The following is a 14,161-nucleotide window of genomic DNA, read 5'->3' as shown; positions in this document are numbered from 1 at the left end:
CTGCTTGGGGCCCTCAGGCCTCTTTGTGGAGGATGTCGTTAAATTCCGTAAAACCACCGATGTGTTCCCGTCCGATGAAGATTTGGGGCACGGTCTCGACAGGTTTGCCGATGGTTTTTTCCAGGTCTGCTTTGCTGATCCCTTGCTGGTGTATATCGATATATTTGAAGTTTAGCTGTTTATCTTCTGCCAGTTGTTTGGCGCGCTGACAGAATCCACAACCTTCACGGCCAAAAATAGTTACGTTTTGCATGGGGCTCTCCATTGATCACACTAGAGCGGGTTAATCGTGGATGCATTGTGGCGTGGATCTCCCCTGGGGGCTAATTGCCACTTCTAATGAAGGAGATAGGCAGATTCTATGGATGCCTTGCGAGCCAGTGCGGGGGTGATGAGGATGATTGACTGTTATCGTTTGCGGGTGGTTGGAGGGTATCGGACAGGTAGGGTTTTGAGAAAATGCGCTGCAGTACCCCCTCTTCTTGCATCAGTTCCAGTGCGTGCTGGAGGGGTTCCAAGACCTCCTGTCGATTTGAGCGCCGAGAGAGGTAAAGGTGTCCGGAATTGGAGCTGAGAACGAGTAGCTGTGCAAGACGCAGGGGATCAATTCCGAGTTCGCGTAGGGTGAAGAACAGGGTGTAGTCTGCCGATACCATCGCCTCTATGCGGCCTTGCAAAAGCATTTTGACGCCTTGGGACATATCGTTCACGGGAACCTTATAAAGTGTCTGATTGTCATCAAATGCCTTGCCGTAGCGGGATCCGCGAATGTAGCCTACGCGTGTGTTCTGAAGGTCACTAATGCTACTAATCATGGGCGCATCGGAGCGGGCAATAACGATGATCGATGACCTGACCACTTCCCCCAGATCGATTCCGTACTGATCGGCCTCCGGGCTTTTGAACAGTACGGCGATGTCAGCGTGCCCGCGCTTGATCTCCTGGATTACTCGAGGGTAGGGGGCCAGGACATTATTCATAGGGAGTGCGCTGTATTTTTCCAGCTCTCGTGAAAAATGGCCGAGTAAGCCCTGTGGATTACCCTCTTTATCCAGGTAACCCCAGGGTTTTACGGTCGATATCGACATCTGCAACGGGGCCGCCAACGCAGGAATCGACAGCAAGAGGGTTAGGCTAAGAAGTAAAGGGCGGAACACAGACATGCGTTGAATTTTCAAAGCTAAACGAAGAGTGAAGTTTAACGGAGCGCATCTATCAGGCCAACCCCTAGAGGTGGCCAGATAGATGCGTAGAGTGGTGTGGTTTGCTGAAACAGGAGTTTCGTTGATCAGTCCGGACGTTGATGGTGCGTTTTTGCCAGTTCCTGCTGCAGTTGGGTATCAACGCGGTCGTAATGGCTCAAGCGCATGGCAAAGGTGCCCTCACCGCCGCTCAACGATTTGATTCGAGACTGGTAATCACAGAGGGTGCGCATAGGCGCCTGTGCTGAGATTTCGGCTTTATGGCCGGGTAGGTTGGTACTGCCCATAACCATGCCGTGTTTGGAGGCGATGTCGCCGGTAATATCGCCAATGCAGTGCTCGGGAACGCGAATATCAAGGGCAACGATCGGCTCCAGAATAACCCCGCCGGCCTTATCTATCGCGTTCAGGAATGCCTTTCGGCCCGCAGCAACAAATGCAATCTCCTTGGAGTCTACGGAGTGGTGCTTACCGTCGTATACCGAGACCTTAATATCCTGCATGGGAAAGCCCGCAATTGCTCCCTGGTTTATCACCTCGCGAACACCTTTTTCTACGGCAGGGATAAACTGACCAGGAATGGCTCCGCCCACTACCTGGTTGCAGAACTCGAAGCCGGCCCCGGATTCCAGGGGTTCGATGCGTAAAAAGACTTCACCGAACTGTCCCGACCCTCCGGTCTGTTTTTTGTGTCGGCTATGTCCCTCGGCGGGCTTGGTGATGGTTTCCCGGTACGCGATACTAGGCGTATGGGTTGCTACAGAAACGTTAAATTGTCGCTGCATGCGCTCAATAACGCTATTGAGGTGCAGTTCCCCCTGACCAAGAATGACGGTTTCATTCAAACTCGCTCGATGCTCGATCACCAGGGAGGGGTCTTCAGCCTCGATTTTATGTAAGGCTTCCGAAAGTTTTTGCTCGTCACCCCGACGTACAGGGGTCACAGCAAGGCCATACATCGGCGGATTAAAGTCCACCGACTGCAGGTGGTAGTGGTCTTCGTCGTGGGAGTCGTGGAGCACGGCATCAAAAAGGATCTCATCTACCTTGGCAACAGCGCAGATATCTCCGGGAATCGCGCGATTCATCTCGCTGTGTTTGGCTCCCTGTATCTGATAAAGGTGCGCTACCTTAAAGGGTTTTCTGCTATCGCCAATAAAGAGTTGGGTGTTGGGGGTGATCTGGCCTTGATGTACACGAAACATGGCCAGTTTTCCGACGTAGGGGTCGACCTGAATTTTGAATACGTGGGCGATGGCGTGCTGGTCGGCCGCGGCGACAACGTCCACCTTTTTTGCACTGTCGCCTTCACCTTTGAAGAAGCAGGGCGGATTGCCCTCCAGCGGGTTCGGCATCAAGTCGGTCAGTATGCTCATTAGTTGACCGATGCCGACGCCAGTTTCGGCAGAAACGAAGGAGATGGGAATCAGGTGGCCTTCGCGCAGCGCTTTCTCGAACGGAGCGTGAAGTTGTTCGGGGCTTAAAGATTGTCCCTGCTCAAGGTAAAGCTCCATTAAGGCTTCGTCGACCTCGACCACCTGATCGACCAGAGCGTCATGGGCAGCGTTGATATCACCGCTGGCTGCGTCCCCGGGTTGTGGGGAGAAAAAGCAGTCGAGCACTTCTGTGCCGTCTTTTGTCGGCAGGTTTAGCGGCAGGCACTGGTCGCCAAAGCGGTCACGAATCTGTTGCAATAGCGCGATGAAGTCGGTGCCGGGGAGGTCGATCTTGTTGATGATCATGGCTCGGCATAGATTTCTATCCTTGGCCGCTTCCATTAGTTGCTCACTTACCGCTTCGACACCGGCGGCGGCATTGATTACCAGTAAAGCGGCATCGGCTGCGCTTAGTGCGCTAATGCTTCTACCGGAAAAATCCGGCACCCCTGGGGTGTCGATAGCATTGATTTGGTGACCCTGATACTGGAAGTGGCAAAGGGCTGTGTCCAGAGAGTGGCCACACTCTTTCTCCTGGGGGTCGAAGTCGCTAACTGTATTTTTACGGGCGATGGAGCCTGCAGTGCCGATAGCGCCGCTATGGGCCAGCAGCTTTTCAATCAAGGTTGTTTTGCCGGCCCCGGTGTGGCCGGTGAATATGATGTTGCGAATCTGCTCTGTGCCGTAACTGGCCATGCTTTTCCCTCTCTTTCGGTTCCGAACCTGATGCGCCATCCTGCGCGTATCGATTGAGTATATGGTATCCACCAGAGGTAAAAATTGATCCAGTTAAAAGGATCGAGTGCTTTTCACGTTTACCGGGCACACAATTCCAATGCAGGTATTCAATCTATAGCATGGAATACCGGTTTGATGTCGTGGAGGGCGCAGCGTAAACTCGCGCTAACCTGATAAATTAAGTGGAAGCTATGACACAAGAGCAGCATTTTCTCGGTGAATTTCGTCTTCCTGTTCACCATCTGCGTGAGCAGCTTTATAGTGAGCTGCACGCTCGTCCCTTTCCGGTGGTTGAGTCCCCGGCACTCGTCAGCCACATGGCGATTCTTTCCGGTGAGGGTGGTGGGCAAAAAGAGGTGGCTCATATAGCCCTGCTTTGCCAACGTTATGCGTTGCCTCAGCCTGACAGTAACGCGTCGGCGTTGTACCTCGATTTTGGCGACTTTCACCTGCGCTGGGAACGCCATACGGAGTTCTCCGCATACACCTTTATTCGCCCGCATCTCAGTGAGAAGCCATTTTCTGAAAAAGCGATCGATGGGGCTCCCAGGGAGTGGCTGGAGGCGATCGGTGGGGAAGTGGTTACCGCCCTGCACGGGGTTATCGAAAAATCAAATGCTGATACGGCCATCGATAGTGACGCGTTGTGCGAGGAGCTTTTTGACGGTGAGCGGGCTATTGGTTCCTTTGCGATGGAGCGAAGGGCAATGGTTTGCACCAGCTTTCGGCTCCATCGAGGGGGATTTGGGCGCTTCTATATCGCTAATTACAGCCTTTCCCCCCAGCGAACTGGCCGTCTTCTGCAACGAATCCTGGAGATCGAAAGCTATCGTGTGATGGCGCTGCTCTCTCTTCCTCTGGCCCGGGGTATCAGTCCGCGTCTGGCGCTGCTGGATGCAAGGGTGACAGAGATTACCTCGCGCCTTGCGGAAAAAGAGGGTGATCCACTTGAGGACCGGCAGCTGCTGGAATCGATCTCGGCTGTTGCCGCAGAAGTAGAGCAGTACCGATCCGATACCAGCTATCGGTTTGCGGCCTCCAAGGCTTATACATCATTGGTCCGTCAACGACTTGAGTTTGTTGAGGAGGAGCCGTGTGAGCACCTGCAGACCATTAGCCATTTCTTTGCCCGGCGCTTTACCCCTGCGATGGATACTTGCGACGCGATCGCGGGACGTTTGGAGGAGCTTTCCCAGCGCCTTGCGCGGGCGGGGGAGCTGCTGAGAACCAAGGTTGATCTCTCTATCGAGCAGCAAAATCAGCGCCTGTTAACCTCAATGAACCGGCGCGGGAAGTTGCAGTTACGGCTACAGGAAACGGTAGAAGGGCTGTCGGTAGTGGTCATTAGTTATCACGTGGTTGGCTTGCTCAAGTATCTGTTTGATGCGGGTAAGCCTGCCGGCCTGGGACTGGATACAAGCCTTCTGCTTGCGGCCAGTGTGATACCGGTGGTGCTGGGGGTCTGGTGGTTGATGCGAAGAGTGCGCCGCCGAATTCATGGCTCTGGCTAGGGTTAGTTTGGCTTGCTGATTGTTAACAAAAAGCAGGGGTACAACTAAGGTTGAATCCCTAATGTGCGCCTTTCTCGGCATAATTGTCGACAATGTAGGGTTGGCTAGCGTTTTTAGCCGATCGACCATAAGAACAATGACGCAGACAACGACGAGGGAGCACTATGAGCTACAAAGAGGAGTACGCCCGATCTATCGATGACCCGGAGGGGTTTTGGAAGGAGAAGGCGGAAGCAATCAGCTGGTTTAAAGACCCCCAAACCATTCTGAGCCAGGACGAAAATGGTATCGACCGCTGGTTTGCTGATGGTGAGCTGAATACGGCCTATCTGGCGCTCGACTACCACGTAGACTGTGGTCGCGGTGAGCAGGTTGCTCTGATCTATGACTCCCCCGTTACCGGCACCAAGCGCAAATATACTTACAACGAGATGCTGGACGAGGTGTCCCGCACCGCCGGTATGCTGGCAGCAAAGGGCGTCGGCCGTGGCGACCGTGTCGTTATCTATATGCCAATGATTCCCCAGGCGGCGGTCGCGATGTTGGCCTGTGCCCGCTTGGGTGCCGTCCACTCGGTAGTGTTTGGTGGTTTTGCTCCCAGTGAGTTGGCGGTACGGATCGATGATGCGGAACCCAAGGTGGTGATGAGTGCCTCTTGCGGTATTGAGGTCAACCGTATTATTGAGTACAAGCCCATGCTTGACGAGGCTCTTTCGATCGCCAAGCACAAGCCAAGTGCCAGTATTGTATTTCAGCGCGAGCAAGGCCTCGCCACGATGAATAACGCGATTGATTGCGACTGGGTTGATCTTCTCGCTACTGCTGAAGCGGTGGGTTGTACTCCCGTATTGGCAACGGATCCGCTTTACGTTCTCTATACCTCGGGTACCACAGGGAAGCCAAAAGGGGTGGTGCGAGATAACGGTGGCCATGCGGTGGCGATGCACTACAGCATGAAGGCAATCTACGACATGAACGTGGGCGACGTATTTTGGGCGGCCTCGGATGTGGGTTGGGTCGTTGGGCACTCCTATATCGTTTACGCACCCCTTATCAAAGGCTGCACCACGGTATTTTACGAAGGCAAGCCCGTGTTTACGCCGGATGCCGGTGCGTTCTGGCGGGTGGCCAGCGAGTATAAGGTGCGAGCGCTTTTCGCCGCCCCGACCGCTTTTAGGGCGATCAAGAAAGAGGATCCCGATGGGGACCTGATCAAGCAGTATGATCTTAGTGCGTTGGAAACTATCTTTATGGCCGGTGAGCGCCTGGATCCACCAACCTACGAATGGACCGTGGAGAAAACCGGTAAGCCGGTTATCGATCACTGGTGGCAAACGGAGACCGGTTGGTCGATTGCAGCCAACATGGCTGGCGTAGAGTTGTTGCCTGTTAAACCCGGTTCGGCCACCGTGCCGGTGCCTGGCTTTAATGTGCAGATTCTAGATGAAAGTGGCGAGCCTGCAGGTCCTAATGAGCAGGGTTTTGTTGCTATCAAGCAGCCATTGCCGCCGAGCTGCCTACCGACGGTGTGGGGAGATATCGATCGTTTCCGTAGCGGGTATCTGGAGCAGTTCCCCGGATACTATGTGTCCGGTGATGGTGGTTACCTGGATGACGATGGTTACCTGTTTATCATGGGACGAGTTGATGACGTCATCAACGTTGCCGGACACCGGCTATCCACCGGTGAGATGGAAGAGGTGGTCGCGGGGCATCCGGCGGTCGCTGAGTGTGCGGTTATTGGTATCAATGACCCCCTTAAGGGGCAGTTGCCGCTGGGGCTGATCCTGCTGAAAAATGGTGTTGACCTCGATCCGGCAGACCTGGAAAAAGAGCTGGTTCAGATGGTTCGACAGAAGATTGGGCCGCTGGCCTGTTTCCAAAGAGCATTGGTGGTCAGTCGTTTGCCAAAGACCCGTTCAGGTAAGATCCTGCGGCGGAGTTTGCGTCAGATTGCGGCGGGTGAGGAGTACAGTATTCCCTCTACCATTGATGACCCTGCAAGCCTGCCCGAGATCGAGGGGCTGATGTCCGAAGCCGGGGTGATCTCCGCACCTGCCTGATCATTCCAGCCTGACCTATCGAGCCCTCACGCCGTTCGCCGTGGATATTCTGTGTACGGAGTGGGGGCTTTTTATTGTTGTGGCTAATCCTTCGCCTTGTATGGTACTCAAGGGCGCGACGCCGTTGCGCAGGGTTGCGGGGTTTTCAATGACTCGGTTAGCGGCCAAGGCTTACCTCCCTGATCTATAACTGAATGGGGCTACCGCAAAGGTGCCTTTTGACCCTTGGCGAGCCCTGGCTGCAGCGACACGCTAGATAAAGAAGGCTTGATATTGTCTGGGGGTTACTGCAAGGCGCTTTTTGAAGTTGCGCTGAAAGTGGCTTTGGTCTGCGAATCCCAGGGAGCTTGCCGTATCGGCCAGGCTAAACCCCGCTTGTAATAATGATTTTGATTTTTTTATCCGCTGATCGAGCTGAAACGCGTGGGGGGACTGGCCATACTTTGCCTTAAAGCTGCGAATCAGGTGGTAGCGGCTCAGGCTCGCATGCTTGGCGAACTCATCAAGGGTTATATTGGTGTCAAGCTGGTCCATGATGAGCTCTTCGATTCTCCGTACGCGATGAAGGTCGGGTGCCATAACCCCCTTTTTTCGGGTGAAGGGCTCCAGGAAGTGAGGCTCAAGGAACTCAATCAGAATGCTTTCGGCTATCAGTGGGTTGGGCTCGTGCAGTAGGCATTTAAACAGTTCATCAAAAGCCCTGTATGTATGAATACCGCTCTCAAAATTCTTTGTGAAAGGCAGGTAGTCCGTGCCATGGGCGTTTAGCATCTCGTGCTGAAGTTGTCCTATCCAGTGGGTATCAACGAACAACATTCGATACGACCAGTCCCGGGCTTTAGGGTTGCAGGAGTGGGCGTCGCCAGGGTTGATGGTGACCGTCGTACCATCACCAATAAGGTGTCTATGGCTTCGATTGAGATAGTCTGCCTGTCCGGCATCGATTACGCCAAAGGAGAATTCATCGTGGGAGTGGGTGTGATAGCAGGCGTTGGACTGGTTCGCGCTGCGCATCTCTACAAAGGGGAGTGCCTGGCTTTTTTTAAAAAGAAGAGTCTGGTCGTGCATCACCGGCAGTGTCCGCTACGGATTCATAAACATAATGATCACGGTGGTGCTCAAGAGCAACCCCATCAGAACATTAAATAGAACATGATGGCTTTCCTTGGCCAATACGTTGCGAATCAAATGCCCGAACGCAGCCCAGGTCCCTATTCCGATAAAACAGACAACGAAAGAGATCAGGCAAAATATTAGCAAATAGAGTGTCGCGGGTGAGTTCGTCACGACAAACAGGCTGACGCCTGACATGGAAACCAGCCAGGCTTTGGGGTTTAAGCCTTGAGATAGGACACCTTGCAATAGGCTGGGAGGGTTGTTCTCGGCCCAGTTATCGTCTGTCAATGGCTTGGATGTTGCGATTTTATACGACATATAGAGAAGAAAGACCCCGCCGGGATATTGCAAGTTGGTGGCTAGCCGAGGGTACGCCTCGAGCACTTCGTTGAGGCCAATGCCCGTCATAAAGACGATCAGGGTGTAGGCGAGTGTTGCTCCGAGCACATGAGGCACTGTTCGTAAAAAACCAAAGTTAGCGCCAGCCCCGGTGGCGATGATGTTGACGGGGCCGGGGGATATCGCGCCGATTAACGCAAAAATGAACATTGAAATAAAAACAGTCATCCCAGAGTCCTGGAAGAGATTCAGAAGCCTTTAATATAGAGTCACCCAGGCGTTGGATATTGAACAAAATTGCGGGAAACCACCCAGATGTTCGGCTCAAAGATGGGAAGAATCACCTGGCGCAGGTAAAAAAGAGCGTTATTTAGAAAAAAATTGGCCCGATTCAGGGTAAATCCTTGGTAAAAAATTCCCGCAGGGTCGTGCTGATGAAACGAGGTTTTATAGAGTCGTTGCTGGATGGTGTTGCAGGGAATATAATACTCTTATATGTCTATTTGAGGGAACAGTATCGTGTTTGATGACACTGATATGGCACTTCTTGCTATTTTGCAGAGCGATGTTAGTCTTTCTGTGGAAGAGATGGCTGAGCGTGTAGGGCTCACCAAAACACCTTGCTGGCGGCGGATTCAAAAGCTGGAGAAAAGCGGGGTGGTTCTTCGCAAAGTGGCGTTGTTGGATGCCGATAGGCTCGATCTGGGTGTGTCGGTTTTTGTACAGGTCAAGATCAGTGAGCACAGTGCCGATTGGCTACAGTCGTTTTCGTCTGTAGTGGCCTCCTTTCCGGAGGTGGTCGAGTTCTACCGAATGAGCGGTGAGTATGACTACCTGTTGAGAGTTGTGGTGAAAGATATTGCCGCCTACGACAGGTTTTACAAGCGGTTTATCGAAGCTACCAGCCTCAGTAATGTGACCTCTAACTTTGCGATGGAACAGATCAAGTACAGTACGGAGCTTCCGTTACCTGAGTGATCGCCGATCAGCCCTGCCGCCCTTTAATATAGAGAGGTTAGGTATGTCGGTAGAACAGTTGATTGGCAGTATTCGAGACGGAGTGATCGGGGAGGGGACCGCGCTGCAAACGCCCTTTGGTATTCGCCCGTTAGTTTATGCCGACTACACCGCTTCGGGTCGGTCGCTTGATTTTATCGAGCAGTATATACACGACCAGGTTCTGCCCTGGTACGCCAACACCCACACTGAAACCTCTGTCACCGGTTTGCAGACCAGTCGCTTGCGCGAGGATGCTCGTGCTCTTATCAAGCGCTCGGTGCAGGCGGATGAAGACGATCTGGTGATCTTCTGCGGCTCGGGAGCGACGGCAGCGATCCACAAGTTGGTCGATATTCTGAACCTGCGTTTGCCGGCAGACCTTGATGATCGCTATAGGCTAATGCAACAGATCCCGGTCAACGAACGTCCGATCGTGTTTATTGGTCCCTATGAACACCATTCCAATGAACTTCCGTGGCGTGAGTCCATCGCAGATCTGGTTTCGATTGGGTTGGATGAATCAGGCGATATCGATTTGGTTGAGCTGGAAGCTGAGCTAAAGCGCTATAAAGCGCGCCCTTTAAAAATTGGCAGCTTTTCTGCGGGCTCCAATGTTACCGGGTTGTTGACCGATACGGATGGAATAAGTCGTTTGCTGCATCGCTACGATGCACTGTCTTGTTGGGATTATGCGGCGGCGGCTCCCTACGTCGATATCAATATGAAGGGGACGGGTGCAGGTTTGCACAAGGATGCGCTGTTTATCTCGCCGCATAAATTTATCGGCGGACCAGGTACCCCAGGGGTACTGGTTGTTAATAAAAAACTGCTGTCCAATCGGGTGCCGAGTGTCCCGGGAGGGGGGACCGTGTCCTGGGTATCACCGGCTTCTCACTGCTACCTGCAGGCCAGTGAGCGGCGGGAGGAGGGAGGAACTCCGGCGATCGTTGAATCCATTCGTGCAGGATTGGTTTTTCAGCTCAAGGACGCAGTCGGTGCCACGACCATAGAAAAAATGGAGCACAAGTGGATTCGGGGGGCGCTGGCGCGCTGGGAGAGCAGCCCGCAGATCAAGGTGCTGGGTGACCTGACAAAGCCGCGTACCAGTATTGTATCGCTGCATATTCGCAGTGGAGGGCGCGTTCTACATCATGGGTTTGTCACTGCGCTATTGAATGATCTATTTGGTATTCAGGTGCGCGGAGGTTGTTCCTGTGCGGGTCCCTATGGTCATGAGTTACTCGACATGGATCTCCCTACCAGCGAAGCGATTGAGAAGAGCATTGCTGAGGGGAACAATGTACTCAAACCCGGTTGGGTGCGGTTGAACTTTAACTATTTTATTGGCGCTGAAACCTTTGAATACCTGGTGCGGGCTATCGAGTTGGTTGCAGAGTATGGCGAGCGCATGTTGGGTCACTACCTCTTTGATCCTACCCGCGGCGTATGGAGCTATCAGGGGCAGGCACCTGAGGCATCGGTGCGCTTGGGTGATATTAGCTATCAGGGCGGATCAATGAGTTATAAACACGCCGAAACCCCTGATCTCCTGCCGCTATCTCATTATCTGCAAGAGGGGGAGAGATTGATGAGAGCGTGTAAGCGGGTTTCCAGTGATTGTGGTGTGGTGTTGAGTAGGGAGGCCGACGCATTGCGCTGGTTTAGCTTGCCGAGCGACGAAGGCAGTGATTCGGCCCGTAAGGCTGGATAACACGCAGGTGCTTCTTGTTACCGGTATCTTAATTGGCTCGGTTCTCGGATTAACCGGTGCCGGTGGGTCGGTGTTTGCCGTGCCTCTGTTGGTGATTGGTGCTGGTCTGGCCATGCAGGACGCCACCGGTATTGCGCTCGGGGTGGTCGCGTCCAGCGCCGCAGTGGGGGTGTTGCTCCGGGCCCGCAGTGGCCAATTGGCGCTGCGCCCGGCGCTTTTGCTTATCATGAGCGGGTCGGTAACGGTGCTGGTTGGTCAGCGTTTGGCTTTGTTGATTCCCGGGGGGTGGCTCTCTTTTCTGTTTTTGTTATTGGCTCTGGTCATTGCCCTCAGAATGTGGCGCCAAGCCACCGATCAGGGCAGCGAGGCTCGTCATCCCCGGGGTTTGCTGGCGGACAGTGAATCAGAGGTGTCGGCGGGTTTCAGCGGTGACGGGTTGATGTTGGTAGTGGCCGGTGGTTTTGCAGGGCTGCTGGCGGGTATCTTCGGAGTCGGTGGTGGTTTCTTTATCGTGCCGATGTTGATCTTCCTGACACAAATGAATATGCGGATTGCAATCGGCACCTCGTTGCTGGTCATTCTAGTGCTTAGTCTCACGGGATTTGCGGGCTATCTTTATCAGCGCCCCCAGATGGATTGGGAGCTGCTTGTCTTGCTTGCCGGTGGGGGCGCCCTGGGGATGCTGCTGGGAAGTCGTACTGCGGCTTTTCTTAATGGTGTGGTCCTGCAGCGGCTGTTTGCGGTGGCAATTGGGCTGCTGTCCCTGTTTAGTTTACTTAAAATCTCGCTCTAAAAGACTTGCGTTTATAGAGCCGCTATACGCTCTCCCCGGTTTTGGGTGAAATGTCCATTAGCCCCACTACAGAAAATCCGTATAATTGCCCTTCCTTTTCAACTGCTCATTGGATGGACCATGACTGTTCGCACTCGCATTGCGCCTTCGCCTACCGGCGACCCCCATGTTGGTACTGCGTATATTGCCCTGTTTAACCTCGCTTTTGCTCGTCAGCATGGCGGAGAGTTTGTGCTTCGTATTGAAGATACCGACCAGCAGCGAAGCACGCCGGAATCCGAACAGATGATCCTGGATTCCCTGCGTTGGCTTGGGCTGGACTGGGATGAGGGACCGGATCGTGGCGGAGAATATGGACCTTACCGGCAGAGCGAGCGAGCAGATATCTATCAGCGTTATGCACAGCAGTTAATTGATGATGGTCATGCATTCTACTGTTTTGCGACTCCGGCGGAACTTGATGAGATGCGTCAGGAGCAGCAGGCCAGAGGCGAACGCCCCAAGTACGATGGTCGTGGCTTAAAGCTGAGCGCTGATGAGGTAAAGCAGCGATTGGATGCCGGCGATCCTTACGTAGTTCGGATGAAGATCCCGGAGGAGGGCAGTTTTCGTTTTGAGGACTACCTGCGCGGAGAGGTGGAGATTCCGTGGCAGCAGATCGATATGCAGGTGTTGATGAAGCAGGATGGATTACCCACCTATTTCCTCGCGAATGTTGTTGATGATCACCTCATGGGTATTACCCATGTTTTTCGCGGGGAGGAGTGGTTGCCCTCTGCCCCGAAGCTGATCAAGTTGTATGAATACTTTGGTTGGGAAGCCCCGGTGTTGGGGCATATGCCATTGTTGCGGAATCCGGACAAGAGCAAGTTATCCAAGCGTAAAAACCCTACCAGCATTCTCTATTACAAGCGTATGGGTTACCTGCCAGAGGCGCTGCTTAACTATCTGGCGCGTATGGGGTGGTCTATGCCCGATGAGCGAGAAAAGTTTTGCCTGGAGGAGATGATAGCCAGCTTCGATATGAAACGGGTTTCGTTGGGTGGACCGATCTTCGATCCGGAGAAGTTGGATTGGCTGAACGGGCAATGGATTCGCGAAGATTTGAGTGATGAGCAGTTTGTCGAACGGCTCAAGGCGTGGGCATTCAATGATGATTATATTCGTCCTTTGATTCCTCATATCAAGGGTCGGGTAGAGCGGTTTTCCCAAGTGGCGCCTTTGTCTAGTTTTATGTTTTCTGGCATGACCGAAGTGGGTGAGGCGCAGTTTGAATCCTTGCGGCTTCCACCCGATGAGGTACGGCGCGTTCTCCAGTTTGTCTCCTGGTACCTTGATGATCTCAGGCAGTGGGAAAAGGAGGGAATCTTCGCTGGTCTCAAGGCGTTGGCGAAGGCGATGGGGCTGAAGATGGGAGATTTTATGGCGCCTGTTTTTCTCTCTATAGCAGGTACTACGTCCACATTTTCGGTGGTCGACGCGATGCAACTGCTGGGTCCGGATTTAAGTCGAGCTCGGGTGCGCCATGCGCTCAATCAGCTTGGAAGCGTCTCCAAGAAAGAGGCAAAGCGCTGGGAAAAGGAGTATCGCAACCTGGAGCGCTAGGTAGAGTTGGTTGGTAGAGGGCGAGGGTCATCGCGGTAAGCCTAAGTACCTTGTTTTACTTTTATAAAATTGGTTGCTCAGGGTTGACAGGGTGCCATAAGCCAGTAAAATGCGCTCCACGTTTGAGGGCTTGTTTGGCCCGAGAATGACCGGATATCGGGGCTATAGCTCAGCTGGGAGAGCGCAACACTGGCAGTGTTGAGGTCAGCGGTTCGATCCCGCTTAGCTCCACCATATTTGGCAGTAATGCCATGAAGGTTTTGTCCCCTTCGTCTAGTGGCCTAGGACACCGCCCTTTCACGGCGGTAACAGGGGTTCGAACCCCCTAGGGGACGCCACTTTCTTTTGCGGGATTCCCGCCCAGCGGTAGCTGGTTAAACATATATGTGGGATAGCTCTGGGAGCACCGCCTTGCCAAGGTTGGGGTCGCCCAGAGCTAGAGAGTGAGTCTCGTTTCCCGCCCAGTGGTAGCTGGTTAAATATATGTGTGCGGGAATAGCTCAGTTGGTAGAGCACAACCTTGCCAAGGTTGGGGTCGCCCAGAGCTAGAGAGTGAGTCTCGTTTCCCGCCCAGTGGTAGCTGGTTAAATATATGTGTGCGGGAATAGCTCAGTTGGTAGAGCACAACCTTGCCAAGGTTGGGGTCGC

11 protein-coding genes and 3 tRNA genes are annotated in these 14,161 nt (G+C 53.5%); 9 read left to right on the top strand and 5 right to left on the bottom strand.

What is annotated here, in order from left to right; translation table 11 throughout:
- Positions 1 to 13: 13 nt before the first annotated feature.
- From ACP3PW_RS14240 to fusA, 3 genes are all read right to left on the bottom strand, one after another.
- The gene (locus ACP3PW_RS14240) at positions 14 to 253 is read right to left on the bottom strand and encodes a GrxA family glutaredoxin (RefSeq protein WP_426417398.1); all 240 of its coding nucleotides are present in this window, start codon (positions 251 to 253) and stop codon (positions 14 to 16) included.
- Between the two features lie 106 nt (positions 254 to 359).
- A complete protein-coding gene (locus tag ACP3PW_RS14235) occupies positions 360 to 1,163 on the bottom strand; it encodes a substrate-binding periplasmic protein (RefSeq protein WP_426417397.1) in 804 nt (267 codons plus the stop codon).
- 125 nt (positions 1,164 to 1,288) lie between these two features.
- Positions 1,289 to 3,334, bottom strand: a complete 2,046-nt coding sequence (fusA, locus tag ACP3PW_RS14230) for an elongation factor G (protein WP_426417396.1) — start codon at positions 3,332 to 3,334, stop codon at positions 1,289 to 1,291.
- 233 nt (positions 3,335 to 3,567) lie between these two features.
- Between fusA and ACP3PW_RS14225 the strand changes: the two genes are divergently transcribed.
- On the top strand, positions 3,568 to 4,887 hold the full coding sequence (locus tag ACP3PW_RS14225) for a DUF3422 family protein (RefSeq protein ID WP_426417395.1): 1,320 nt from the start codon (positions 3,568 to 3,570) through the stop codon (positions 4,885 to 4,887).
- A 164-nt stretch (positions 4,888 to 5,051) separates the two neighbouring features.
- Positions 5,052 to 6,950 carry a propionyl-CoA synthetase gene (locus ACP3PW_RS14220; RefSeq protein ID WP_426417394.1) on the top strand — a complete coding sequence of 633 codons (1,899 nt, stop codon included), beginning with the start codon at positions 5,052 to 5,054 and terminating at the stop codon, positions 6,948 to 6,950.
- A 252-nt stretch (positions 6,951 to 7,202) separates the two neighbouring features.
- On the opposite strand, the gene ACP3PW_RS14215 is transcribed toward ACP3PW_RS14220, so the two are convergent.
- Together ACP3PW_RS14215 and ACP3PW_RS14210 are read right to left on the bottom strand one after the other, a co-directional pair.
- Positions 7,203 to 8,018: an AraC family transcriptional regulator gene (locus ACP3PW_RS14215; RefSeq protein ID WP_426417393.1), complete on the bottom strand. Its 816-nt coding sequence runs from the start codon at positions 8,016 to 8,018 to the stop codon at positions 7,203 to 7,205.
- A 15-nt stretch (positions 8,019 to 8,033) separates the two neighbouring features.
- Complete coding sequence (locus ACP3PW_RS14210) at positions 8,034 to 8,633, bottom strand: LysE family translocator (protein ID WP_426417392.1); 600 nt, start codon at positions 8,631 to 8,633, stop codon at positions 8,034 to 8,036.
- A 291-nt stretch (positions 8,634 to 8,924) separates the two neighbouring features.
- Here ACP3PW_RS14210 and ACP3PW_RS14205 point away from each other — a divergent pair, with 291 nt between their 5' ends.
- The 7 genes from ACP3PW_RS14205 (at position 8,925) to ACP3PW_RS14175 (ending at position 14,084) form a co-directional block, all read left to right on the top strand.
- A complete protein-coding gene (locus tag ACP3PW_RS14205) occupies positions 8,925 to 9,383 on the top strand; it encodes an Lrp/AsnC family transcriptional regulator (protein WP_426417391.1) in 459 nt (152 codons plus the stop codon).
- Between the two features lie 43 nt (positions 9,384 to 9,426).
- Positions 9,427 to 11,115 (top strand): aminotransferase class V-fold PLP-dependent enzyme, encoded by a 1,689-nt coding sequence (locus tag ACP3PW_RS14200; protein WP_426417390.1) that lies wholly within the window; start codon positions 9,427 to 9,429, stop codon positions 11,113 to 11,115.
- Between the two features lie 7 nt (positions 11,116 to 11,122).
- Entirely contained in the window at positions 11,123 to 11,908 is a 786-nt protein-coding gene (locus ACP3PW_RS14195) for a sulfite exporter TauE/SafE family protein (RefSeq protein ID WP_426417389.1), read from the top strand.
- 120 nt (positions 11,909 to 12,028) lie between these two features.
- On the top strand, positions 12,029 to 13,513 hold the full coding sequence (gltX, locus tag ACP3PW_RS14190) for a glutamate--tRNA ligase (RefSeq protein WP_426417388.1): 1,485 nt from the start codon (positions 12,029 to 12,031) through the stop codon (positions 13,511 to 13,513).
- Between the two features lie 158 nt (positions 13,514 to 13,671).
- Positions 13,672 to 13,747 (top strand) — tRNA-Ala (locus tag ACP3PW_RS14185).
- Between the two features lie 28 nt (positions 13,748 to 13,775).
- A tRNA-Glu gene (locus tag ACP3PW_RS14180) sits at positions 13,776 to 13,851 on the top strand.
- Between the two features lie 151 nt (positions 13,852 to 14,002).
- Positions 14,003 to 14,084 (top strand) — tRNA-Gly (locus ACP3PW_RS14175).
- Positions 14,085 to 14,161: the final 77 nt, after the last annotated feature.

Origin of the sequence: Aestuariirhabdus sp. LZHN29 (assembly GCF_049985285.1) — a bacterium.
Classification (GTDB): domain Bacteria; phylum Pseudomonadota; class Gammaproteobacteria; order Pseudomonadales; family Aestuariirhabdaceae; genus Aestuariirhabdus.
The sequence above is the reverse complement of the archived record's forward strand: the minus strand, read 5'-3'. Positions and strand labels throughout refer to the sequence as shown.